Raw genomic sequence first — 22,446 nt, 5'->3', positions numbered from 1 at the left:
CCACCTCTCCTACAGGTCGTTCAATTGCGCTATGGCGCGTATGATCAACTCTCTATACCTAGCAGAAAACATATCAAGAGGTATAGGAATAGGATGATGGGCACAAACAGACTGGCGGGCCGACATATTCTGGTCACGGGTGCGGGCGCAGGGATGGGGGCCGCCGTCGCGCGCCTGTTTGCAGCGGAAGGGGCGGCGCTGGCGCTGCTCGATATAAACGCCGACGCTCTGGCAGACGTGGCCGAAGAAACGGGGCAGCTTGCCATTCCTTGCGATGTTTCGAGCGAACAGGCCGTCGAGGACGCAGTCGCTCTCAGCGTCCGAAAACTCGGCGGTCTAGACGGGTTGGTCAATGTCGCTGGCGTGTTGATCAACAAGCCGGTCGCCGAAACAAGCTTCGCCGACTTCCAAAACCTGGTCGGCATCAATCTGGGTGGTCCGTTTCTTACCTGTCGCGCGGCGCTGCCGCACCTGCACGCGGCGAAAGCCGCGACGATTGTCAACGTGGCATCGCTTTCGGGCCTACGTTCCATCCCGAACATGGCGGTCTATACCGCGACCAAGGCCGGGCTGGTTGCTTTTGGCGAAGCTCTGTCGGGCGAGCTTGGCCCAAACGTGCGACTGAACACGGTCTGCCCCGGCATCATCCGCACTGCGATGACCGACTTCATGTTCGAGAATGGCCATGAAGCCGGCGAAGCGATGAAGAAGCTGATCCGGCTCGGCCGCCCCGGTACGCCGGAAGAAGTGGCCCAGGCCTGCCTGTACCTCACCAGTGACGAGGCATCTTTCGTGTCTGGGGCTACCCTGCCCGTCACCGGCGGCCATTTCCGCTAAAGATCAGCGCGACGATAGGGCAGGTCTGGCTTTCGGCCTTTCCCAGTTTACGCCAAATCGTTTCCGCCGGTGCCGTCGCGAGGCGGGAAGAAGCCTCCGGTCGTCACAGGGCCGAGAAAGCACATGTTAATGGGCCGCCCGTTTGGATGAAGGGACCCGCGCAACGCTCCTACCGAAAACGGTTCCGCGCGATCAGCACCGCCATCCAACGCCAGTCGCGCATCACTCCGTCATGGAACATCGCCGAACGGCGGCCTCCGTTCGGAGAAAGCTCGCGAGGATGAATCATATGCCGGAGGCCATAGAGAGAGTTTGCCGGGAGGGGGCAGGCAGGCTACGCTTATCCTCTTGGCCGCGAAACTTTCTATTGTATAGAGGCATCTTTACTGAAAGGATCGCATATGCGGGAAGCTGTCGCCAAGAAGAAGGCTGTAAAGTCGGTCGACTCAGCCGTGGACCAAGCGGCCAATGCGCTGCGCGCCTATGCGCTTTCGCGTGAGAACGGCGATTTCCTGGGGTCAGAAGAGGATCTGATCGAGCGGCTGGGGGTCAGTCGACCGACCCTGCGCCAAGCCTCGGCTAAGGTTGTGCAGGAGCATCTCATCTCCATTCGGCGGGGCGTGGGCGGTGGGTATTTCGCGCGTACGCCAGGATCGATCAGCGTCAGCCGGATGGCCGCGCTCTACCTGATGTCGCGCAATGCCGGCCTGTCGGAGATCACCGCCGCCATGAAGCCGCTTCGCGCCGAACTGGCAATGCGGGCAGCGCGCAATCGCGATCCTGAATTACAAGACCGGCTGCGCGCTTTCGTCGCCGAGGGCGAGACGCAAGAAGCGTCAGGCGGCAATGATGGTCACGGCTATCGCGAATTCCTGCGGAGCGAGCGGGAGTTTGGCCGAATCCTGGGCGAGATGAGCGCAAATTCCGTGCTGATCCTGCTGCTCGAAATTCTTTACGACTTCGCCTCCTATCTCCGCCGCGAGCAGGACGTTCTGCGCAATCGGCCAGAACGCGTGCGCACCTACAGCAAGCTGCGCGCCAAGATGGCACGCGCGATCCTGGAAGGTGATGTGGAGGTGGCCGAATTGTCGAGCCATCGCTGCTCCGACTTGATTGATGAGTGGATGCACATCGACTTCCAGAACGCCCGGTTCGACGACACCACAATGAATGCCGACTGATCGCGTGCTGGAGATTATTTGCGACGATTTGCTCGCGGAGAACCGCGAACTCGACCGTTTCGTATCCGCCTTCCCGATAAAGGACTTCGCCCGCGTAACGCCGTTTTTCGGCTGGAGCGTGCGCAGCCAGATCCTGCATCTGCATCAGGTCGATCGATTCGGCCTTATCTCGCTGAAAAGTAACGACAAATTCGCCGAAGAGGTTCAGATAGTATGGGCGGCACAGGCAGAAGGCGTCGAACTGTCGCAGCAGATTCAGCGCGAATTCGAGGGCGTCGCCGATGAGGATGTGCTGCGGATCTGGCGCGAAACCTATGAAGGCATGATCGCGGGCTTCCGTGGCATCGACCCCAAGACGCGCCTAACCTGGTTCGGCCCCGACATGAGCCTCGTATCCTTCGCGACCGCACGACAAATGGAAGTGTGGGCACATGGGCAGGACATTTACGACCTATTCGACGTGCGTCGCGCCAACACCGACCGCATCCGTAACATTTGCGACATCGGTGTGCGAACCTTTGGCTGGTCGTTCCGGAACCGTAAACTCGAGATGCCCGCCAGCCCATCGGTTACGCTGACCGGCCCCTCCGGCGCGATATGGAAATGGGAGGGCGATGGTAATGGATCGGTCACCGGTCCGGCGGTCGACTTCGCGCTGGTCGTGACGCAACGCCGTTCGCCGTCCGATACGGCGCTGCTGACGGAAGGTGATGTAGCCCATCACTGGCTCGAAATCGCCCAATGCTTTGCGGGAGCGCCGCAGGAGCCGGCCTCGCCTGGATCGCGCCCCGCCATCTGAACCGCCAACGCGACTTGGCGCGCAATGTAGATGCATTCAGACCCGTTGCGCGTGGATTTAACGCGCAGCGCATAGACGCCCCTTGATGTCCGGGGTCGGGAGCGCTATCTGAGCGAAGTGAATTGGGGTATCCCTTTTATCGCAACAGTTGGAGAGGCGGTCATGGCTGACGATCATCGTTGCGGTATCACGCCGGCAGGCGCTTTCCGGCAGGGTTACGATGACGGAAAGAGCAGGTCATGACCGCGCGACTCGATGAGGTAATGGCGCGGGCACTGGCCGGCGACCCCGACCAGATTGCGTTAGAATATGAAGATCGGCGAGTTCGATGGGGATATCTTGCCGATGTCGCCCGCCGACTTGAAGATTTTTTGACTGCTGCGGGCCTGGATGAGTGCGCGCAGGTCGGATTTGTGCCACGCAACCGCCCGGCCTTCGTCGCCGCGCTGATGCAGTTGCTGGCGCAACGTCGCACGATCATCATGGTCCATGCTTTTCAATCGCCCGAAGCGATTGCGAAGGATCTTGCAACGCTGAATCTTCCTGTCGTGATCGCAGACGAACAGGACTGGACCGACGTTACCTTGAGCGCTTTGGCGCCGGGCGCACTTGGCATATCGCTGGCGTCTTCTATGGAAGCTAAACAGCAAGTGCGGCTGGTTGCAGGCGATCCATCCGCCGATCGATCGACCACGCACGGTCCCGGCGAGGAGTCATTTATCGATCTGCTGACGAGCGGCACCACAGGGACGCCAAAACGAGCGTCGATCCGCTATACCACGGTCGAAGCGGCCATACTGGCAGGCAGCGTGCTGGACGCCTCGCGTGTCGCCGGTGAACCGGGAGAGCCCGGCACGGTCAATTTTCCGATCAGCAACATATCGGGTATTTATTCCTTGTTGCCGATGGTGGCGGAACGGCGACTTATCCTCTTGCAGGAAAAGTTCGATCTCGACCATTGGCTGGCTTTCGTGCGCAAATATCGTCCCGGTACTATCGTCATCCCGCCCGCCGGCGTGCGCATGATGCTGGACCGCGACCTGCCGGTCGACGCACTTGCGGGCGTGCAATATGTGCAGGTCGGTACCTCGGCGATCGACATTGATACGCATCGCACCTTCGAGCACCGCTTTGGGGTCCCCATCCTGTTGACCTATGGAGCGACCGAATTTTGCGGCGCGGTGACCACAGTCACCAAAGCGATGCATGCCAAATGGGGTCAAACGAAATTCGGCACGGTCGGCAAGCCATGCGGCGATAACGCAGTGCGCATCATCGATCCGACGGACGATCGCATTCTGCCAGCCAATCGCGTCGGCATCATTGAGGTCAAAGTACCGTTCCTGGGCGATCATTTCATTCGCACCACTGATCTTGGCATCATCGACGAAGACGGCTTCCTGTTCCATCGGGGTCGTGCCGACGGCGTCATCGTGCGCGGCGGGTTCAAGATCATGCCAGCCAGCGTCGAACGGTTGATCGACACATTCCCCGGTGTTTCGTTCTCCAACGTGGTTGGGGTGCCCGACCCACGGTTGGGTGAACTGCCGGTTGCGGTGATAGAGATGCAGCCGGGAGCGCGGACAGCTGATCGCGGCGCGTTGGACCGCCATCTACGCGACGCCCTACCTGCCACTCATATCCCCATTGACTATCTTTTCGTCGACGCCCTGCCCCGGACACCTTCCATGAAGGTAGACCTTCGCGCGACCAGGGCGCTCGCGCGCCAACGGGTTGAAGAGAGCAGCCTGTGATCGAAAACCACGAATACCGTTGCCAAAAGCCCATGACGGGATGACATTATGAAACTTATCGAAGACCCCTCGCTCGATCGCTTTCGCGACGAATGCCGCGCTTGGTTGAACGACAACGTGCCGCGCAATGCGCGACCGTCCGAGGGGCTGGAGTTGCGCGCCTATGACATGGCGTGGCAGCGTACGCAATTTGAGGGCGGTTGGGCCGGCGTGTCCTGGCCCAAGGCGTTCGGCGGGCGCGGCCTGTCGGTGCTGGAACAGCTGATCTGGCATGAAGAATATGCCCGTGCTGGTGCGCGGACCTCTGCCTCCATGTTCGTTGCGTTGAGCCATGCCGGACCGACCCTGATTGTGCAGGGGAGCGAGGACCAAAAGAGCCGCCATCTGCCGGCGATCCTGAAAGGTGAAGAAACATGGTGCCAGGGCTTTTCGGAGCCGGGCGCGGGTTCTGACCTCGCCGCGCTCAAGACGCGCGCGGTGATCGATGGCGATCATCTTGTCGTTTCCGGCACGAAAATCTGGACAAGCTACGCGCAAGGTGCCGACTATCAGGAACTTCTCGTTCGCACTGATCCCGACCTGCCCAGGCACAGAGGAATTAGCTGGGTGATCTGCGACATGACCCTGCCCGGCATCGAGGTGCGGCCGATTACAACGATGACCGGCTACGCTCATTTTGCGCAGATTTTCTACGACGAGGTCCGTATTCCAATGACCAATCTGGTCGGCCAGCTGAACGGCGGCTGGGGTGTGGCTATGACGACGCTGGGATTTGAGCGAGGGACAGGCACGATCGCGCACCAGATCGAACTAGCCAACACGGTCGAGCGGCTGATCACCACCGCCAAGGAGACCTATGATCGTGCGACCGGCAAATCGCTTTTCGCCGACGCAGCGGTAGCATCCCGCTTGGCCGTTTTGCGCGCAGAGGTAGCGGCATTGCGCTCGCTGACCGTCGCCTCAGTTTCGCGCGGGATGCGCGAGGAAATTCCGGGCGCGGAAGGCAACATCCCGGCGCTATATTTCGGTGAGTTGACGCGCCGCGTGAACGGCGCGGTAATTGATCTGCTCGGTCCCGGCGCCATGGCGCGCGGGGGCAGCCACAATCTTCCCAAAGCCTATCTGGAATCGTTCAAATGGGCGATCGGCGGGGGCACATCGGAAATCCGCCGGAACACCATCGGTGAACGTGTTCTCGGCCTGCCGAAAGGACCACGCGCAATATGATCGTCGATCTCGAACCCACCGACGACCAGCGGCTGATCGCCGAAAGCGTCGGCGGCATGCTGGCCGCCTCCCTTCCCGTGGCGCGCCTGCGCGAGGCAAGCGGCAACGGCGCCCAACCGGAAAATGCGCTCTGGAGCAGCCTTGCAGAACTTGGCCTGTTCGGCATGGGGTTACCCGAAGAGAAGGGTGGCTTTGGCTATGGCCTGCCTGAAGAGATGCTGGCGGCGCGCGAACTTGGTCTCGTCCTCGCCTCTCCATCCGTTCTGGCCCAGATGGCGGCTGCGCATCTGGCCGATGACGGGCTGCGCCCGGCGATCATGAGCGGCGAGGCACGCTGCGCGTTCGCCTCCTTGGGGTTCGACGGCACGGTTTGGCTCTATGATGGCGACGCGGCGAGCCATGTCGTTCTGCTCGGCGATGGTGCCGCGCTGCTGCCCCGCGATGCATTCGGCAATTGGACCGCGCAGGTGCCAATGGACGAAACGATCACGCTGGCGAACGCGATCGCAGCCGGGGATTTGCCGGCGCGTGACAATGTTGCCGAACGCATTTCGCTGCTGATCGCCGCCGCGACGACTGGCATCGCGCAAGCCGCGACAGCGATGGCGGTAGATTTTGCCGGACAGCGTGAGCAGTTTGGCCAACCGATCGGCTCCTTCCAGGCGATCAAGCACAGCTGTGCCGACATGGCGGTACGCGCCGCCGCCGCCGATGCACAGGTGCGTTATTGCGCCATCACCTTCGGCCGCACCGAGGATGACCGGCGCGAGATCGCGGCCGCACGCTGGCTTGCGACCGACGCGGCGATCGAAAATGCCAAGGCCAATATCCAGGTTCATGGCGGCATGGGCTTCACCGCCGAATGCGACGCGCATCTGTTTCTGAAGCGCGCGCATCTTTTCTCAGCCCTGGGCAGCAGCCGGCGTGAAGAGGAGCGACGCATCATCGCGGACGCCGACTGAGTGGAACATAAGCTCATCTATCTCGCACGGCGCAATCCGGCGTTGCGAGCTGACGCATTCCCGCAAGCCTGGCGCGAGCATTCGGCGTTCGCATCCACCTTTGGTCAAAGTTTCCGGAAATATTTCAAGGGCTCGTGCCAGATGGTCAGGATCTGGACTCCAGATCTGCCGGAGAGTTTCTCGAACATTTATGACGGGTCGGCGTTGCTGACCATGGTGAGCCGCGAGGGGCTACTCGCCGCACGGTATCAGCCCGGCACGACAGACGCGCTCAAGAAGGACGAAGAGCGCGTATTCGCATCCTATGTTGACGACTGGACCATGAATGCGGAGGAGTATCTCGTCGCCGGGGAAGAGAAGGGAGAGTTCGCGATCCTTTCCTTCTTGTTCCCCACGGTCTCGATCGATTCCGGCTTCTGGGACGCATCCCGTACGCGGGTTGAAGCGTTGGCCGCATCGTCAACGGTGGCAGCCGCCTCGTGCATTGCCGGGAACAAGGTGGTCGATCCATCAAGGGCGCACGGCTTTGGCGCGATGATCGAAATCTGGTTCGCTGACCTGGAGACAGCGACGCGGGCAGCGCATGACTCTGCCTTGGTTACTGCGCTTGAGCAAGCAGACATCGCCGATCCGTCACAAGGCGCGCGGCTCCTCGCGAGACGAAACCCTCGATCGGCAGCTTGACCACGCGCGGGTCAGGTCGATGGATATCTCTATCCCCCTTCCCATCGTGCGAAGAGACACGATCAAACCCCGAGCAGATCGAGGCTGCCATGATCCATCACTGCGGTGCCTAGGCGCGTAACGAAACGGTTGACGATTGCCGGTTCGACCCGCTGGGTAATGCCCCACATCATCAGACCATAGGGCAGCGCCTCACAATAATAGCGCCAAGCAGCGTCGAACGGAACGGCATCGCCGCCATGCGTCGCCAACCGTTCGAGATAATAGAGCAGCAGTTCGCGCTCGCTCGATCGGCGATCCTCGATATCGAGCGCAGCAGCGATATGATAGGCGACATCGACTGACCAATGTCCCCGCTGGAGTACCTGCCAATCGATCAAACCGATGTGGCCGTCGGCCGTCTCGTAAATGGGTCGTGCGGCTGAGCGGAACAGGAAAGTGTCGTAAGGGTCGATATTTCTTTTCAAAAGTCCCATTCGGAATTAGGTTCGCGTAGCGGCCTGAGACCGCCGTTGGCGACGGCGTCGGGCACGGAGAAGTCGTAGCGCCCGAGGAAATTGATGTGACGCCAGGATATCGGCGAAAGTCGGGCGATATCGGCGGGCAACGCGGGTGTCCCTGCATCCCCGAGTTGGCGCACGGCTTCCTGCATGTAGACGGCGTTCCAGTGGACGATGGCGTTGAGGGCGAGACCGAGGACGCCAAGCTGCTCACCTTGGCCTTGGCGCAGAGGGCTTCTGATTTCGCCGCGGTCGCCGTGATGGACGCGCCGCCCGAGCTTGTGGCGCAACTCCTGCCGGTTGAGCTGAAACAATATCCGCCGGCGAAACGGTCGGTCGTCGATGTATCGCAGGATGTGCAGCGTCTTGATGATGCGCCCCAGTTCAGACAGGGCCTTCGCCAAGGTCGTCGGGCGGTCTTTGACCTGCAGCATGCGCATGACGCCTGCGGCCTTGAGGTGACCAAGCTTGAGCGATCCGGCCAGGCGGATCAGGTCCGGCCAGTTTTCCCGGATCAGAGCGATGTTGATCCTGCCCCAGGCAATCTCATCGAATTGTCCGTAAGTCGCCTGGCGGTCGATCCGCCAGAGCTTCGCGCCGCCGATGTCCGCCAGACGCGGACTGAAACGGTAACCCAGGAGCCAGAACAGGCCGAAAATGGCGTCGGAATAGGCGGCGGTGTCGGTCATAATTTCCAGCGGTTCGAGTTCGGTCTCCTGCTCCAACAGGAGCGCCAGGACGACCAGGCTGTCGCGCAAGGTGCCGGGGATGACCGCGCCGGCCAGACCGCTGAACTGATCGGAGATCATGTTGTACCAGGTGACGCCGCGCTCCTGGCCGTAATATTTGGGGTTGGGACCGGCGTGTATGGCGCTCGATGGAGCGACGAAACGCATGCCGTCGGCGCTGGCCACCTCGCCGGCGCCCCAGTGACGGACGATATCCAGACGACTGTGCGCGGCAACGATCGCGGCGTTCGCCGCGGCGATGGTTTCGGGGCGAATAAAATTCTGACTGACCCAGGAAAGCCGGTCGCGCCGCAGCGCCGCAAATTCCGGGCGGACCACCGGCTCAAGGCCGATGTTGCAGGCACCGCCGACCAGGACCGCGCACAGGCTTGTTTCGAAATGCTCGACGGTGGCCTGACGCTCGCTCAGATGGCTAAAGGATTTGGCAAATCCGGTTCGCGCCATGACTTCAAGAAAGATGTCCGGCATGCCCGCTTTCGGCATGCGGGTCTGGATGGCGGCGCGAAGCGCACGCAGGCTCTCGGGTTCATCGAGCTTATCGAGGGGCGTGACGACGATCCCGGTCTTGCCGGCGACCGTCTCGAACCGCAGGTCCGGATTGTCGACGCTGCGCGCGGCGACATGGCGATATGCCTCGTCGAGCAGGCGCGAGAGACCGTCGATCTCGCTATTGGCGTCGAGGGATCGGCCCAGCGCGCGTGCGACCATCAACCTGGACGTGTGCCAGCTCTCGCCCTCGAGCATCCCGCGCCGGGGATCGCCGTATCGGATGCCCGGCGTGGCGAACACGTCGCGACGCTTGATCGCGAGACGCCACGCATCGATGATCGCGAAGACATAGGCTTTCGGGTCATGCACCCTGCCGTCATGATCCAGGACCTGTTGCCGCCACGCCTTCGGGATCGCGGCGGTCGGTGCACCGCGCATCCTGGCGAGCGACGACCAGTCGTCCACGCCCTTGAGGTAGCTTATCGCGGCCTTGACGGCTTTGCCGCCCGGGGCGGCATCGGTCTCGATGCGGGTGACGACTTCGCGAAACAGTCGTCGGGCGCTCCGCCATTTCGTGCGCAGTTGGTCGTAGGGCTTTGTGTCAACAGGCCTGGCGATTGCCTCCACCTTCGCCATGGCCGCCTCGATATCGGGCCTAGGCAATTGCTCGAAGAGCGTGTCCCGCCATTCGGAAAGGGGCAAGGCGTCGTCGGTCAATACCAGCAGACCCACCCTATGAAGCAGCATCGCAGCGCCATCGAGATCGCGCAGGCTGCGCAGCCGGGCCTGCTTGTCGGCGGCTTCGGCTCCCTTGACCATGTCCGCGAGCAGAGCCTCGGCCAGCTCGGCTGCATCGTCCTGAGCGGCCGCTTCGAGCGTATGAAAGAGCGCGGCTATGGTCGCGGTTCGACGCGGCTCCTGAAGAACGGCGATGGCCGACGGCTTGCCAACGCGCGCCACCCGCGCGAGCCGCTCAAGGCTTGTGGCGGGAACGCCCCGTGGCGGCGATGGCCGCAGATTGAACGCGCGGACCGCATCGAGCCGATCGAGGTGGCGGTAGAGTTCGGTCGGCATGCGCTTGGAGGGAATTGTGCGCAGCGCGTCCAGGGCGGCGAACGTCGACGTGTCCCCTTCGTCAAACAGCGCGGCGATGCGTGCGCGCTGGTCATCGCTCAGACAGGCGACCAGATTCCGCCAAAGCCGGGTGCGCGCACGATCGCGGATTCTGCCGACCAGGCGCTCGAGCACCGTGACGCCCGGCAGCAGCACCTTGTTGGCGATCAGCCAGGCGGCCGCGCGATCGATCAGCGGGGCGGGTCGATCATCACCGCTCCAGCACAGGGCGTAGAGCCACCGCGTCAGCCGGAAACGCGCCACCGCGTTGTCGCCAAAGTCCGTGAAGCCGCAATGCGTCCGGATAAGCGCGAGGTGCCGTATGCGTCGGCTCCCCTGAAAATACGCATGCACGCCGGTGGTGGGCTCAAGGTCCAGCTGCTCGATCACGATCGTCAACACCGACGCCGGGATCTCCGCGGCCGAAATGGGAAATGCGCCCAGAAATCGGACGCTCGTCAACATTACGGCAAAGCCAAGCCGATTATGGTCGCCGCGCAGCGCTCCAATGAGGTCGCGATCGGTCTGGTCCAGATGGAAATATCGCGCAAGCTGGTCGGCCAACGGTTCGCCGTCGAAGCGAGCAAACCTCTGACGCTGGGCGTCAGTGAGGTGACGGGTCGGCATACCGTGCGAAACTTTCAACTTTTGCGAAGGCGGAGGGCAGCACCAGGAAACAAGGACAATTTCTTCGCAAAACATATGTGCGAAACAAAGTCCTTTTGCAGTAACTTTCGCACGCTACTCGGAGCGGCCAAATGAAACTGGGCTACGCACGCGTTTCCACCGAGGACCAGAACCTCGACATCCAGCGCGGACGGCTCTCGCAGGCCGGTTGCGAAATGATGTTCGAGGAGAAGATATCGGGGACGGCGCGCGGCCGCCCCGAGCTCGAAAAGCTGATGGCGCACCTGCGCAAGGACGACGTGCTGGTGGTCGCACGCCTCGACCGCCTGGCACGATCCACGATCGATCTCCTGCACATTGCGGAACGCATCAAGGAAAAGCAGGCTGGATTACAATCGCTTGATGAACCCTGGGCCGACACCACGTCGCCCTCCGGCGTGATGATCATGACCGTGTTCGCCGGCATCGCCCAGTTCGAACGGTCCCTCATCCTGAAGCGAACCGACGAGGGGCGAAAGGCTGCGAGGGCGCGCGGCGTGGCCTTCGGACGCCCAAAGAAAATGCGACCCGATCAGGCTGAGCTCGCCCGCCAGCTCGTGCTCGACGGCAAATCCATCAGCGCCATCGCCAGGACCTTCAACGTTCACCCGGCGACCATCTATCGCTGTATCGAGCCAAACGGCTCCTTATGACACTTTCCTGTTCCGCTCAGCCGCACGACCCGCCATGTCGGAAAATAGCGATTCCTGGTTGTCGTCTTCGGCGCGACACGGGATTGGGCGCGCCAGTTTGGCCTTGATCCACTCGTCTTCGAGGTCGCTGGAGCGGATTTGATAGGGCGCGTAGCGCATGACCTGCTCGGCGGCGATATGCCATTCCTGAGGAAGCGTTGGATCTTGACTTGCGGGACTCCGAGTTTGGCGGCCGCGTCCGACATCGTGAGCCATTCGCCGTTCTTGTCAGAAGACCGGTAACCGCTGATCTTGCGCACCACATGGCTCACTGGCGTGTTCAGTCTGCCCAATTTAATTGTTAAGGCAATGATTGCATATTGAACGTAATCGGATGATGGACTAGGTAGCCGCGCATGCCCCGCGACCGATCCAGAACCAGCCCCGTCACGCTTTTTGAACTCACGAACGCTTTGCAGCCGATCCGGCGTGTCTGGGTTCAGGCAGTCAGTCTCGCACTCGCCGACTTCGGACTTCCCGCATCGCTCATTTCGGCGCTCATTCTGGCGTCCCGTCATGGAGACAAGGGTGTCAGGCAGAACGCGCTGGCCGAGGAAGTCGGGGTCAATCCGGGCGGCATGGTGCGCATTCTCGACCAGGCCGAAGCCGCCAACCTGCTTGAGCGGCGCGATTCTCCCGAGGACCGGCGCATCAAGACGATCCATGTCATGCCGAAAGGTCGTGACCTTGCGAAGAAGATGGAAAAGGCGGTCACGCGGCTCCGCGACGACCTCCTTGGTGATCTTCCTTCGCAGGACATCGAAACGACGACGCGCACGCTGCGTTTGTTCGAGGAACGGATCGGTCAGTTCCTGCAGCAGGCGCGGACGGGCCGATGAAAGTCAGCGCCGATCAGCTGATCTTCTCTGTTAAGCTGTTCGTCGCGGGCATGATCGCATTCGCGATAGCGGTGCGGATCGGCCTGCCCAATCCTTACTGGGCACTTGTCACCTGCTGCGTCTGCATGAACCCCATGAGCGGGGCGATCCGGTCGAAGGCCGTCTATCGGTTCACCGGAACTTTCTGCGCCGGCTTCGTCACGCTTGCCATGGTCGCGCTGTTTGCGAGCGCGCCGCTGCTGCTGATCGCGGCGTCGGGAATCGTGGCAACCCTGGCGTTCGGTATTTCTTTCCTCGACCGCACGCCGCGCAGCTACGGCTTCCAGCTTTTCGCGATCACGCTCATGCTGGTGGCCGTCGCCGGCGTGGATCATCCGGAGATCATGTTCGATACCGTTGTGGCGCGGGTCAGCGAAATCACCCTCGGCATCCTCGCGACGACCCTCGTTGACGGCGTGATCGTTCCGCGTTCTCTTGAAGGTGCGCTACGCGCGCGCCTGCATCGCTGGCTGCCCAGCATCGAGACCTGGGCGAAGGATGTCCTTGATGGCCATGAGGCGGACGCCCAAGGAGAGCATGACCGGCTAAAGACGCTGGCCGACATCACATCCCTGTCACAGCTGACCGGAGCGCTGCGCTACGATCCGACGATCCATCGCGATGACCTGCGGCACGCGCTCGCGATCCAGCAACGCCTGCTGCGCATGGTCCCGCTCCTTTCCGCAATCGGCAGCCGCATCGCGGGCCTTGGCGAAGCGGAGCGCTTGGCCCTCCGACCCTCTCTCGCCACGGCCAGGGCCCATCTTGATGCCGGTACGGAACCGCCACCCGATCTGGCCGATGCCGTGCGCGCGCTTCCGCTCGATGCCAGTGACGCGCGCGCGTGGCAGCAGCTCATTCATGATGCGCTGGCCGACATGCTGGCCGAAATGCTGACGCTCTGGAGCGAAGTTTCGCGGATCGAGGCGGCGTTGAGCGGAAAGGCGAAGCTTGCGCCCGCGCTCGCGCGAACAGTCAGCGAGACGCGGGCGTTTCCGCTCAACCCCGACATTGATCACGCTGCCCGGATCGCGGCGGGAATCCTCGTAACCTACGCCCTCCTCTGCGGGCTCTGGTATGCGACGGGCTGGCATCAGGGCGCGAACGCGGTTCTGCTGGGCACCGTAACGCTGGCCTTTTTCGGTGGCGGCGACGAGCCGGGCCGAGCGATCGGAATGTTCGCGCGTTTCGCCCTGCTAGCGACCCTGCTGGCGGGGATCCTGTGCTATGGCCTGCTCCCGCTCGCCGCCGATTTCTCGACCTTTGCGTTGATGATGGGCCTGTTCATGCTGCCGCTGGGCGTCTGGGCGGCCGTCAATCCGATGGCGACGCTAATCCTCGCCTTCGGGCTCAGCAACATCAATCTCCAGGGCCATTATTCGCCGCCCGATTTCGGAACCTTCGTCGAGGCGAGCGTCGCCAGCATGCTGGGCATATTCACCGCCATTCTCGGCGCCGGCCTGTTCCGTACCTGGGGCGTGCAGCATCAGCTTCAGCGCGTCCTCCGCATCGAAGCGCGCGAGATCGCGCGGCTGAGCCGGTCGCCCAGCCGACGGTTGCGGGACAGCTATGTCCAGCGGGCGCTCGACCGCATTTCGGTGGTGACGGCGCGCCTTGCCGCAGCCGGGCAAATCGAGCGGAGCGCCGGCCTGCTCATCCGGCTGCGGGTCGGCGCGAACGTCGCCGACCTGCGCTCGATGGGCAACGCGCTTCCCGCCGATGGGCGGCAGGCGACGGATCGGGTTCTCGATCAACTCCGCAGCGAGTTCGACAAGCCGCAGCCGTCGTCCCGTCTGCTCGCGCTCATCGACGAAGCACTTGATGCGCTCTGGCCGGGAGATGGTTCGCCCGGCGCTCGCCCCGACCGCGCCATTCATGCCTTAGCGGGTCTGCGCATCGCCCTGTTCGAGCGCGCGCCGGCCTGGGTACCGGCGACATGATCGGCGAAATCGACATCGCGGGCGTGTTCGTTTCGCCGCTGCTCCTCTGCGCGATCCTCGGCTTCGCGATGCGCCTGCTGCTGTCGCGGGTGCTCGAGTCCATCAGCTTCTACCGCCTCGTCTGGCAGCGCCCGCTGTTCGACACCGCCCTGTTCCTCATCCTGACCGGCACCGCCTTTCTGGCTCTACGCCTTGTCACCGCATCCTGAAGTGCCCGCCATGACCCTAGATCGCGATACCCTCCTCCGCCTGCTCAAGCCCCTGCTCACCCTGCTGGTGGTGGGTGCGGGCGTGTTCGTCTTCTGGCACCTCTATAATTACTACACCTACGCGCCACAGACGCGCGACGGGAAGATCAGGGCGGATGTGGTCCCGCTCGCGGCAGACGTGTCGGGCCGGGTCGAGCAGGTCCACGTTCGCGACAACCAGGTGGTCAGGCGCGGCGACATCCTGTTTACCATCGACCATGTTCGGCTGCGCAATGCCGTTGAGCAGGCCGAGGCCGCTGTCGCCACGGCACGGGCAACGTTGAACGCCGCCGAACGGGAGAACCGCCGCTATCAGGCCCTCTCTGATATCGTCTCGGGACAGCAACGTGACGACCGCCGCTCCACCGCCGAGGAGGCCCGCGCACGCTATGCCCAGGCGATCGCTGATCGCGATCTCGCCCGCATCAATCTGGCGCGCGCCGAGGTGCGTGCGCCGGTCAACGGCATCGTCACCAATTTCTCGCTCCGTCCCGGCGCCTATGCGGCCACCGGGCAGCCCGTGATGACGCTGGTCGATTCCGACAGCTACTATGTTGCCGGCTATTTCGAGGAGACGAAGCTTTCGCACATCCGCCCCGGCGTCCGCGTCACGATCCGGGTAATGGGCGAGGATAGGCCGCTTTCTGGCCATGTTGAAGGCCGATCGGCGGGCATTGACGATCGCGAACGGACGACCGCGTCCGGAACGCTACTCGCGAATGTCAATCCCACCTTCAGCTGGGTCCGTCTTGCCCAGCGCATCCCCGTGCGGATCGCCATCGACAAGGTGCCGCCCGGCATCGATCTGATCGCGGGCCGGACGGTCACCGTGACGCTCAATGGCGCGGAAAATGCGCTCGGCCCCGGCCGGAGCGAATGACGATGGGGCGCGTCGGAACGAAAAGGCTGCTCGGACTGATGGGCGCGCTGATGCTCGCTGGCTGTGGCACGGTCGGCCCCAGCTATCGGGCGCCGCCCTTGCCCGCAGGCATCTCGGATCGGCCCGCAAGCTTTGCCGAAGGAAAATCGCCCGCCTATTCGGCTGAACCCTTGCCCCAGCGCTGGTGGCGCCTCTACGCTATTCCCCAGTTCGATGCGCTCGTCCAGGAAGCGATCGAGGCCAACACCGACCTCAGGGTCGCGGCGGCCAATCTCGAACGCGCGCGCGCGATTGTCCAGGAGGTCGAGGCCGGCGCGGGCGTCCAGACTTCCACGGCGGGCGGCGTATCGGTGGGCGAGCCGTCCAATCTCGGTCTCGGCTCGCCCAACGGGACCCATGCGACATTCGACGCCGGCGTCGGCATATCCTATGAACTCGACGTCGTGGGCCGGATTCGGCGCACGATCGAAGCCGCGCAGGCCGATGCGGAAGCGCAGGCCGCCGCCTATGACCTTGCGCGCACGACGGTCGTGGCCGGAGTGGTCGGCGCCTATGGAGATGCCTGCGCGGCCGGCGCGCGGATGACCGTTGCCCGCCATTCGGTCGAACTGCAGCGGCAAAGCCTCGCCCTCACCGAAAGAGGCGTGCGCGCCGGCCTCTACACGTCGCTCGACGCTACCCGCTCGCGCGCGCTTCTGGCTCAGCTCGAGGCAGCGCTGCCGCCGATCGAGGCAGGCCGCAAAGCTGCACTATTCAGTCTTGCCGTGCTGCTCGGCCGGACGCCCGAAGATTATCCGCCCAATCTCGCGACCTGCCGGATCATCCCTTCCGTCGACCGCCCCCTGCCGATTGGCGACGGTATGGCGCTGATCCGGCGCCGGCCTGACATCCGCGAAGCTGAACGCCGGCTCGCGGCTGCGACGGCGCGCATCGGAGTGGCGACGGCGGACCTCTATCCGAGCGTCAGCCTCGGCGCATCGCTCGGCACGACCTCGCGGAGCGTGGGGGGGCTGGTCGACGATTCGGCGTTGCGGTTCAGCTTCGGCCCGCTCATCTCGTGGTCCTTCCCGAACCGACGCGTCGCCAGGGCGCGGATCGCGGAAAGCGATGCAGCGGCGCGCGCGACGCTGGCGGCATTTGACGGCAGCGTCCTCGCAGCTCTCCGCGAAACCGAGACGGTCCTCAGCACCTATGCCCGTAATCTGGACCAGAATGCAAAGCTCAGGCGCGCGCGCGATGAGAGCCGGAGGGCTTCCGGGCTCCAGGCCCGGATAACCGGGGGCGGTCTTGGAACAGGCCTTGAACTGCTCGACGCGCAGCGAAGCCTTGCCACGGCCGAAGCAGCGCTGGCGGCCTCGGATGCGTCCATCGCCTCGGATCGCGTTCGGCTGTTCCTTGCGCTCGGCGGCGGCTGGGGAGGAGCCATGGCGGGGCCATGATGACCGAGCCTTCGCGAGGCGTACGCTCCGCGGATGTTTGATGGGGCCGAATTACAGAGGAGCAGCCCCGCCTCGATAGGTATCCTTTGTGCTGACGGATCAGGTCCCGGTGCCCCTCCACGCCGCAACTGACGCCATGGTGGCGGGAAATTGAACGATCCGCTGCTCGATCAACTGATTTGACGGGCGCCGTTCTCCAACCCGTCGATTGATATCGCCGAAGCGCGTGTTCGGCACCCGGCAGCCTGATCATGTGGTGGGGTTGGTCTCGCCTCATGAGTATCCAATTCGGCACGATGCTCGCCAATGATGCACTTGTGGGTTGTTTAATCGCATCCCGGTCAAGGCAATTTCGATCTTCGTCGATCTATGGTTGTGAGGTCGTAAGCTTGGCTGGTTTTACAAGCGCCCCCATCTTCCGCCTGCGGGTGATGCCGTCTGTCGGGTACAAGGTCGTATACGCGGTCAGGACAACTCCCCGCGGGATAGATCTTCGTCGGACAGAAATTCTATCCAATCACACGTCGAGGCCGATAAACTGCTCTATGGTTGTCTCCGGTCCGATGTTGCGTCCGGCTATGCGGTCGTGAATCCGTATTTCATCCTATCGGGGGCAACCCCCGTCAAACACATCGCAATCGCCCCGGGGCGCGTTACCCCGCGAAACTCTGTATAATCGCAAGGGCCGCAGGATGGATGCCGAACAGGCGGGTTGCCCTGTGCCAAAAGTCATCATTGCGGTGGGCAGGGCCGCCGATTCTTGTATTGGCAAGTCCGGACAGATACCATCATTATTTGCTCATAAGGGCTGAAGCTTGACTCCCCGCTTCTGTCCATCCCAGTCCAAGCGACTTCTGTATGGCAACATAGCTGGCGGTGAGGGCCGCAACCGCACTGTGCAGGTTTGCCTCTGCAAGCCGCTGCTGGCGGTCAGCCTCAAGAGTGTCGCCTCTCGAAATGACCTGCCGCGCATAGCGCTGCCGCATCAGCGTTGCCGCTTCATCTGCGGACCGCTTGATTTCGGCAAATGCGGCGACGTTTCGCCTTTGCTGTGCAAAGCGCGCAAGCGACGTCTCCGCGTCCTCAAGTGCGCCGAGCACTACCTGCCTATATTGTGCCTCGGCTTCATCGCGACCAGAGCGTGCCTGCGCTATCGCCGCTGACGTTCGTCCAAAATCGAGCAAGCCCCATTGCAGCTGAGGGACGGCGATGTTGGAAATATTGCCCAGATCTACCAGGTCTCCGATGGACGTGCCGCCAATCCCGAGAATCCCCATGAAGCTGATTTTCGGAAAACGAGCTGCTTCCGCGACCCCTATCCGGGAGGTTGTGGCGGCGAGATTGTGCTCCGCAGCGCGGATGTCGGGACGACGGCGCATGAGCGCCGAAGGGTCTCCGATCGACACCCGCGCAGGGGGGATCGGGATATCGCGCCGTGGCGTCAATAGCGGATCGAGAGATCCCGGCGCTTCACCGGCGAGAACTGCTAGCGCATTCATATATATTTCGATCTCAGCATCGGCCGCGGCGAGATCGCTGATCGTGGCCTGAACCGCGCGGTTCGCTTGGCCGACAGTGAAGGCCGGGATTGTGCCTTGCCCGAAACGCTGCCGGGCTAGGGCGAGTTGCTGGCGCTGAAGGTCGAGACCTCCCCGAAAAGCAGCGGCGCGCTGCTGCCGGTCACGAAGATTGGTATAGGTCTGCGCGACTTCAGCGCTGAGCTGAACCTTTGCGTCTGCAACATTATACGCCGCTGCCGCCGCCAGCGCGTTTGCCGCTTCGATTTTTCGCACCTGCCCGCCCGCGAGATCTATTTCCCAGTTTGCGTTCAGACCAAGGTTGTAGAAACGCAGAGACGTGTCCGCATCCTGGGCGGATGAAGGTGCCGGAACAGGTGTGGGTAGAGTACTTCCTTGACTGGCCTGGAGATCGATCCCGGGAAGATCAGCAAATATGGCCGCGCCCTGAGCACCAGCCGTCGGCAGGCGGTTTGCTCGCTCCTGGCGTACAGACCCACGGGCTTGGCGAAGTCGGGCCTGCACAACATCAATCGAGGGATTCGCGACAAGAGTGCGCCGCTCGAGCTCATCGAGAACCGGATCTTGCAGCGTCGTCCACCATTCGGCGAGTTCGGGCTCGCTGGTCGACGCATCCGCTGGTTGACGAACGAATGTCGGCCGCGGCGCGGCTTGGCCGAGCTCTGGTGGTCCGGAATAGTCCGGGCCGACCACACATCCACCAAGGAGCAGCGGAAGGATGAGACCACTTAACTTTGCCATTACCACCTCAATGCATCGTCAGCGACATCCCCTTGGGGAGCGGGCGAAGGAAAAACACGAACGGAAGCGTCACAAAAGTCGCTACCGCCATCGTCAAGAATATGTCGTTATAGGTCATGACGAACGCCTGCTGCTGAATTGTGCCAGCGAGCGACTGAAGGCCCGCGTCCATATTTCCCAGAGTATGAGACATCCCCGCGATATACTCCTGCACGCTTGGATTGTTTGCCCACAGGGTTTCCTCCATCCGTTGGCTGTGGAGTGACATACGCTGGTCCTGGAACGACGTCAGGGCCGCCAGAGCGAATGAGCCACCGAGGTTTCGCGCAGCATTGAAGATGCCTGAGGCATCTCCAGCATCCTCCTTGCTGACTGAGGTAATGGCGGCCTGGTTCAGAAACAGCATGACAAAGATCATCCCCACCCCGCGCAGCAGCTGACCGGTAGTAAAGGCTTCGCCTGCGGATTCCACCGTGAGACTGGTGTTCACAAAGCAGCTAGCAGCCATAAGCGCGAGGCCAGCGCCAACGGCCAGCCTGATGTCGACAACCCGCATTAGAAACGGCACGAACGGCATCACAAAGAAGGCAGGAACGCCCATGAGAAAGATGACCTGTCCGGTCTCGAGGGCATTATAGTCGGCGATAAGCGACAGGAACTGCGGGATGACGAAGGTCGATCCATACATCACCATGCCCAGCGCTAGCGCCATGATAACGACGCTGCCGAACTGTCTGCTCATGACGATTCGCAGCTTAAGGACGGGCTTTGCTGCCCAGATCTGTCCGATCGCCAACATCACAAACCCTGCTACGGTTATAAACGTCAGCCGGATGATAAGCGTCGATTCGAACCAGTCTTCACGGTGCCCCTCCTCGAGCACGATCGTCAGTCCTCCAAGGCCAAGGATCAGGCCTATAATACCCAACCAGTCGGCCTCGCGAAGATAGACCCAATTCGTACGTTCGTGCGGCAGTCCGAGCAACAGGAGCAAGAGGAGTATCCCGCAGACCGGAACATTGACGAAGAAGGCATAGTGCCAGCTCAAATTTTCCGTCAGCCAGCCACCGAGCAAGGGGCCAAGAACGGGTCCCAAGATTACGGTCATTCCGAAAAGGGCCATCCCGATGGGCTGCTGGGATGGCGGGAGTCGCTTTGCGACAATCGTCATGGCGGTGGGTATCAGCAGCCCTCCCATAAGGCCCTGCCCGGTTCGTCCGATGATCATCGTCATAAGGTCGGTGGCGATGCCGCATAGGATGGAGAACCCGGTAAAGGCAGTCACGGAAATGAGAAGGAGGGTTCTCAGTCCCAAAAGCCGTTCCAGCCAGGCGCTCAGCGGAATGACGACGATCTCGGCAACGAGAAAGGCGGTGGCGATCCACGTTCCCTCAGTGCCGGTTGCTCCGATTTCGCCTTGGATCGTTGGCAGTGCCGAGTTGACGATCGAGATGTCGAGGGTCGCCAGCAGTGCGCCGAGCGAGCCGGCAGCAACAGCGATCCAAGCGGTCAAGTCCGCACGCGCGGAACGAGCTGCGTCTGGAGATGCTGTGACCGTGACCACTGTCAACGCTTCCGGCTTACGGCCTGACGGAGTCGATCCATCTCTCCTCTGGCTGAACGCGTATCGACCGTTACTCCAACCGACATTCCCGGCACAAGGAGCGTGCGCACTTCGAGAGGAGCATCGATTGCAATGCGTACAGGCACGCGCTGTACGATCTTTGTGAAGTTTCCGGTCGCATTCTGGGGGGGGAGCACCGAGAATTGGGCGCCCGTGCCAGGAGCGACACTGGCAATACGCCCGGTCAGTTCGACGCCAGGGAGCGCATCGATTTCGATGCCAACAGGCTGGCCGACGCGCATAAGCCCCAGTTGAGTTTCCTTGAAGTTCGCCTCAATGAACAATCGATCGACAGGAACCAGTGTCATCATGCGTGTGCCGGGCTGCACGAATTGCCCGACACGGACAGCCAGATCGCCCACACGGCCATTGATTGCAGCCTTGAGCACTGTCGATTCGACGTTGACGCGCGCTACCTTGAGTTGGGCACGCGCGGCCTCTGCTTGCGACTGGGCCTGACGCACCTGCGCGCCCAGTGTACCGACACGCCGTTGCGCGGCGATCAGCGCCGCCTGCGCAGCATTGGTTCGCTCGCGAGCTTGTCGTGCCTGCGTCTGAAGCTGCGCGAAACGCTCCCCTGGCTCAGCGCCTGATGCGGCAAGCGGCTGATATCGCGTAACCTGCTGTGCGGCGAAAGCAGCCTCGGCGCGCGCCGCGTTGAGCTGGGCTTGCGCTTGCGCTATGGTTGCCTGCTGTTCGGAAATCTGAGAGCGCGTCGTATCCCCCGCAGCCGTTGCCGTTTCGATCTGGCTGGTAATCTGTTCGGTCTGCGCCCGATATTCGCGGGGATCGAGTTCAGCCAGAGACTGCCCCTGCCGAACCGTCTGATTCTCGATAACGAACACCCGTTCAACATATCCGGCGATCTTGGGCGCTGTGATGACGGAATCTGCCGCAACATAGGCGTTGTCGGTCACCTGCATGTATCGGCCCCGGTTCTGATGATCCAAGTACCAGACAAAGCCACCGATGAGCAGCAGGATCGCGCCAATGAGCATCGCGAGGCGAACGCGCGGCGATTTAAGCGGCGACACCGCAGATTCGCCGAGGCTCTCAGAATCCGACGAAACAGTGGCCGACTTGTCCGCCATATAAATTACAATCCCAATGTTGCGCGGTGTGGTTCTGTCTTGCAGCATTAAGGAGTGATCGGCAATTGCATATTATATGGAACCTCAGCATTACGCAGAGATAACCCGCTCCTTGCCCGCCGCCGCTGGACCGGTCCTACACCTAAGCCGCATATCAGGCTGTAGCTCCCCCAAACTTCAAGCAAGAATCAAAAGATACCGAGGAGCGGTTTGCTGTACGCATCCGGTGAGGACCGCAGCTACTGACGGTTCGCAGCGGGATTTGGCATCTTACTTGCCGAGGAAGGCCTCGACGCCTTCTTGAGCGAGCACATCGCGGAATGCAGCATCGGCATCGCGGTCGGTGGGGAATAGATTGTCCCAGACCGTCGAGGTGCCGTGCTCGTTGACGACCTCGAGGGACCAACCGCGTTC

At 62.2% G+C, this 22,446-nt stretch carries 19 protein-coding genes; 13 read left to right on the top strand and 6 right to left on the bottom strand.

Going from position 1 to position 22,446, the window contains the following annotated elements; genetic code table 11:
* The first annotated feature begins 93 nt into the window (after positions 1–93).
* The 7 genes from KRZ98_RS12555 (at position 94) to KRZ98_RS12525 (ending at position 7,444) form a co-directional block, all read left to right on the top strand.
* Positions 94–837, top strand: a complete 744-nt coding sequence (locus KRZ98_RS12555; protein ID WP_217673858.1) for an SDR family NAD(P)-dependent oxidoreductase — start codon at positions 94–96, stop codon at positions 835–837.
* 401 nt (positions 838–1,238) lie between these two features.
* The gene (locus KRZ98_RS12550; RefSeq protein ID WP_217673857.1) at positions 1,239–2,018 is read left to right on the top strand and encodes a FadR/GntR family transcriptional regulator; all 780 of its coding nucleotides are present in this window, start codon (positions 1,239–1,241) and stop codon (positions 2,016–2,018) included.
* The gene (locus KRZ98_RS12545) at positions 2,008–2,817 is read left to right on the top strand and encodes a TIGR03084 family metal-binding protein (RefSeq protein WP_217673856.1); all 810 of its coding nucleotides are present in this window, start codon (positions 2,008–2,010) and stop codon (positions 2,815–2,817) included. Before KRZ98_RS12550 ends, KRZ98_RS12545 begins: the two co-directional genes overlap by 11 nt.
* 239 nt (positions 2,818–3,056) lie before the next feature.
* Positions 3,057–4,571 carry a class I adenylate-forming enzyme family protein gene (locus tag KRZ98_RS12540; RefSeq protein WP_217673855.1) on the top strand — a complete coding sequence of 505 codons (1,515 nt, stop codon included), beginning with the start codon at positions 3,057–3,059 and terminating at the stop codon, positions 4,569–4,571.
* A 48-nt stretch (positions 4,572–4,619) separates the two neighbouring features.
* A complete protein-coding gene (locus KRZ98_RS12535; RefSeq protein WP_217673854.1) occupies positions 4,620–5,798 on the top strand; it encodes an acyl-CoA dehydrogenase family protein in 1,179 nt (392 codons plus the stop codon).
* Positions 5,795–6,760: an acyl-CoA dehydrogenase family protein gene (locus KRZ98_RS12530; RefSeq protein ID WP_217673853.1), complete on the top strand. Its 966-nt coding sequence runs from the start codon at positions 5,795–5,797 to the stop codon at positions 6,758–6,760. The genes KRZ98_RS12535 and KRZ98_RS12530 overlap by 4 nt, the downstream gene beginning before the upstream one ends.
* Positions 6,761–7,444 (top strand): EthD domain-containing protein, encoded by a 684-nt coding sequence (locus tag KRZ98_RS12525; RefSeq protein WP_217673852.1) that lies wholly within the window; start codon positions 6,761–6,763, stop codon positions 7,442–7,444. It abuts the gene before it with no gap.
* Positions 7,445–7,506: 62 nt separating this feature from the next.
* On the opposite strand, the gene KRZ98_RS12520 is transcribed toward KRZ98_RS12525, so the two are convergent.
* Complete coding sequence (locus KRZ98_RS12520) at positions 7,507–7,920, bottom strand: DUF1679 domain-containing protein (RefSeq protein ID WP_217673851.1); 414 nt, start codon at positions 7,918–7,920, stop codon at positions 7,507–7,509.
* Positions 7,908–10,922: a Tn3 family transposase gene (locus KRZ98_RS12515; protein ID WP_217673850.1), complete on the bottom strand. Its 3,015-nt coding sequence runs from the start codon at positions 10,920–10,922 to the stop codon at positions 7,908–7,910. Before KRZ98_RS12515 ends, KRZ98_RS12520 begins: the two co-directional genes overlap by 13 nt.
* 131 nt (positions 10,923–11,053) lie before the next feature.
* Here KRZ98_RS12515 and KRZ98_RS12510 point away from each other — a divergent pair, with 131 nt between their 5' ends.
* A complete protein-coding gene (locus KRZ98_RS12510; RefSeq protein ID WP_217673849.1) occupies positions 11,054–11,614 on the top strand; it encodes a recombinase family protein in 561 nt (186 codons plus the stop codon).
* On the opposite strand, the gene KRZ98_RS12505 is transcribed toward KRZ98_RS12510, so the two are convergent.
* Complete coding sequence (locus KRZ98_RS12505) at positions 11,609–11,869, bottom strand: hypothetical protein (protein ID WP_217673848.1); 261 nt, start codon at positions 11,867–11,869, stop codon at positions 11,609–11,611. The genes KRZ98_RS12510 and KRZ98_RS12505 overlap by 6 nt on opposite strands.
* A 140-nt stretch (positions 11,870–12,009) precedes the next feature.
* On the opposite strand from KRZ98_RS12505, the gene KRZ98_RS12500 reads away from it, so the two are divergent.
* From KRZ98_RS12500 to KRZ98_RS12480, 5 genes are read left to right on the top strand one after another with little or no spacing between them, the layout of a single operon-like run.
* On the top strand, positions 12,010–12,492 hold the full coding sequence (locus KRZ98_RS12500) for a MarR family winged helix-turn-helix transcriptional regulator (RefSeq protein WP_024018946.1): 483 nt from the start codon (positions 12,010–12,012) through the stop codon (positions 12,490–12,492).
* Positions 12,489–14,471, top strand: coding sequence for an FUSC family protein (locus KRZ98_RS12495; protein WP_217673847.1), 1,983 nt, complete (start codon positions 12,489–12,491; stop codon positions 14,469–14,471). The genes KRZ98_RS12500 and KRZ98_RS12495 overlap by 4 nt, the downstream gene beginning before the upstream one ends.
* Complete coding sequence (locus KRZ98_RS12490; RefSeq protein ID WP_024018728.1) at positions 14,468–14,680, top strand: DUF1656 domain-containing protein; 213 nt, start codon at positions 14,468–14,470, stop codon at positions 14,678–14,680. Before KRZ98_RS12495 ends, KRZ98_RS12490 begins: the two co-directional genes overlap by 4 nt.
* A gap of 10 nt (positions 14,681–14,690) precedes the next feature.
* The gene (locus tag KRZ98_RS12485) at positions 14,691–15,599 is read left to right on the top strand and encodes an HlyD family secretion protein (RefSeq protein ID WP_024018729.1); all 909 of its coding nucleotides are present in this window, start codon (positions 14,691–14,693) and stop codon (positions 15,597–15,599) included.
* The gene (locus KRZ98_RS12480) at positions 15,596–17,038 is read left to right on the top strand and encodes an efflux transporter outer membrane subunit (protein ID WP_092960347.1); all 1,443 of its coding nucleotides are present in this window, start codon (positions 15,596–15,598) and stop codon (positions 17,036–17,038) included. The genes KRZ98_RS12485 and KRZ98_RS12480 overlap by 4 nt, the downstream gene beginning before the upstream one ends.
* Positions 17,039–17,829: 791 nt before the next feature.
* Here KRZ98_RS12480 and KRZ98_RS12475 read toward each other — a convergent pair.
* Genes KRZ98_RS12475 through KRZ98_RS12465 form a run of 3 tightly spaced genes read right to left on the bottom strand, consistent with a single transcriptional unit; the run spans position 17,830 to position 22,032 of the window.
* Positions 17,830–19,317, bottom strand: coding sequence for an efflux transporter outer membrane subunit (locus tag KRZ98_RS12475; protein WP_217673846.1), 1,488 nt, complete (start codon positions 19,315–19,317; stop codon positions 17,830–17,832).
* Positions 19,318–19,324: 7 nt separating this feature from the next.
* Positions 19,325–20,830, bottom strand: a complete 1,506-nt coding sequence (locus KRZ98_RS12470) for an MDR family MFS transporter (RefSeq protein WP_174827323.1) — start codon at positions 20,828–20,830, stop codon at positions 19,325–19,327.
* Between the two features lie 53 nt (positions 20,831–20,883).
* Positions 20,884–22,032 carry an HlyD family secretion protein gene (locus tag KRZ98_RS12465; protein WP_217673863.1) on the bottom strand — a complete coding sequence of 383 codons (1,149 nt, stop codon included), beginning with the start codon at positions 22,030–22,032 and terminating at the stop codon, positions 20,884–20,886.
* Positions 22,033–22,446 lie beyond the last annotated feature (414 nt).

Source organism: Sphingobium sp. AS12 (assembly GCF_019097845.1).
Classification (GTDB): Bacteria; Pseudomonadota; Alphaproteobacteria; order Sphingomonadales; family Sphingomonadaceae; genus Sphingobium.
This window is presented reverse-complemented; position numbering and strand designations above follow the sequence as displayed.

Excerpts from the sequence above, each read along its gene's own strand:
- KRZ98_RS12555 (WP_217673858.1), top strand. The coding sequence starts at position 94 with ATGATGGGCACAAACAGACTGGCGGGCCGACATATTCTGGTCACGGGT.
- KRZ98_RS12550 (WP_217673857.1), top strand. The coding sequence starts at position 1,239 with ATGCGGGAAGCTGTCGCCAAGAAGAAGGCTGTAAAGTCGGTCGACTCA.
- KRZ98_RS12545 (WP_217673856.1), top strand. The coding sequence starts at position 2,008 with ATGCCGACTGATCGCGTGCTGGAGATTATTTGCGACGATTTGCTCGCG.
- KRZ98_RS12540 (WP_217673855.1), top strand. The coding sequence starts at position 3,057 with ATGACCGCGCGACTCGATGAGGTAATGGCGCGGGCACTGGCCGGCGAC.
- KRZ98_RS12535 (WP_217673854.1), top strand. The coding sequence starts at position 4,620 with ATGAAACTTATCGAAGACCCCTCGCTCGATCGCTTTCGCGACGAATGC.
- KRZ98_RS12530 (WP_217673853.1), top strand. The coding sequence starts at position 5,795 with ATGATCGTCGATCTCGAACCCACCGACGACCAGCGGCTGATCGCCGAA.
- KRZ98_RS12520 (WP_217673851.1), bottom strand. The coding sequence starts at position 7,920 with ATGGGACTTTTGAAAAGAAATATCGACCCTTACGACACTTTCCTGTTC.
- KRZ98_RS12515 (WP_217673850.1), bottom strand. The coding sequence starts at position 10,922 with ATGCCGACCCGTCACCTCACTGACGCCCAGCGTCAGAGGTTTGCTCGC.
- KRZ98_RS12510 (WP_217673849.1), top strand. The coding sequence starts at position 11,054 with ATGAAACTGGGCTACGCACGCGTTTCCACCGAGGACCAGAACCTCGAC.
- KRZ98_RS12505 (WP_217673848.1), bottom strand. The coding sequence starts at position 11,869 with ATGGCTCACGATGTCGGACGCGGCCGCCAAACTCGGAGTCCCGCAAGT.
- KRZ98_RS12500 (WP_024018946.1), top strand. The coding sequence starts at position 12,010 with ATGCCCCGCGACCGATCCAGAACCAGCCCCGTCACGCTTTTTGAACTC.
- KRZ98_RS12495 (WP_217673847.1), top strand. The coding sequence starts at position 12,489 with ATGAAAGTCAGCGCCGATCAGCTGATCTTCTCTGTTAAGCTGTTCGTC.
- KRZ98_RS12490 (WP_024018728.1), top strand. The coding sequence starts at position 14,468 with ATGATCGGCGAAATCGACATCGCGGGCGTGTTCGTTTCGCCGCTGCTC.
- KRZ98_RS12485 (WP_024018729.1), top strand. The coding sequence starts at position 14,691 with ATGACCCTAGATCGCGATACCCTCCTCCGCCTGCTCAAGCCCCTGCTC.
- KRZ98_RS12480 (WP_092960347.1), top strand. The coding sequence starts at position 15,596 with ATGACGATGGGGCGCGTCGGAACGAAAAGGCTGCTCGGACTGATGGGC.
- KRZ98_RS12475 (WP_217673846.1), bottom strand. The coding sequence starts at position 19,317 with ATGGCAAAGTTAAGTGGTCTCATCCTTCCGCTGCTCCTTGGTGGATGT.
- KRZ98_RS12465 (WP_217673863.1), bottom strand. The coding sequence starts at position 22,032 with ATGGCGGACAAGTCGGCCACTGTTTCGTCGGATTCTGAGAGCCTCGGC.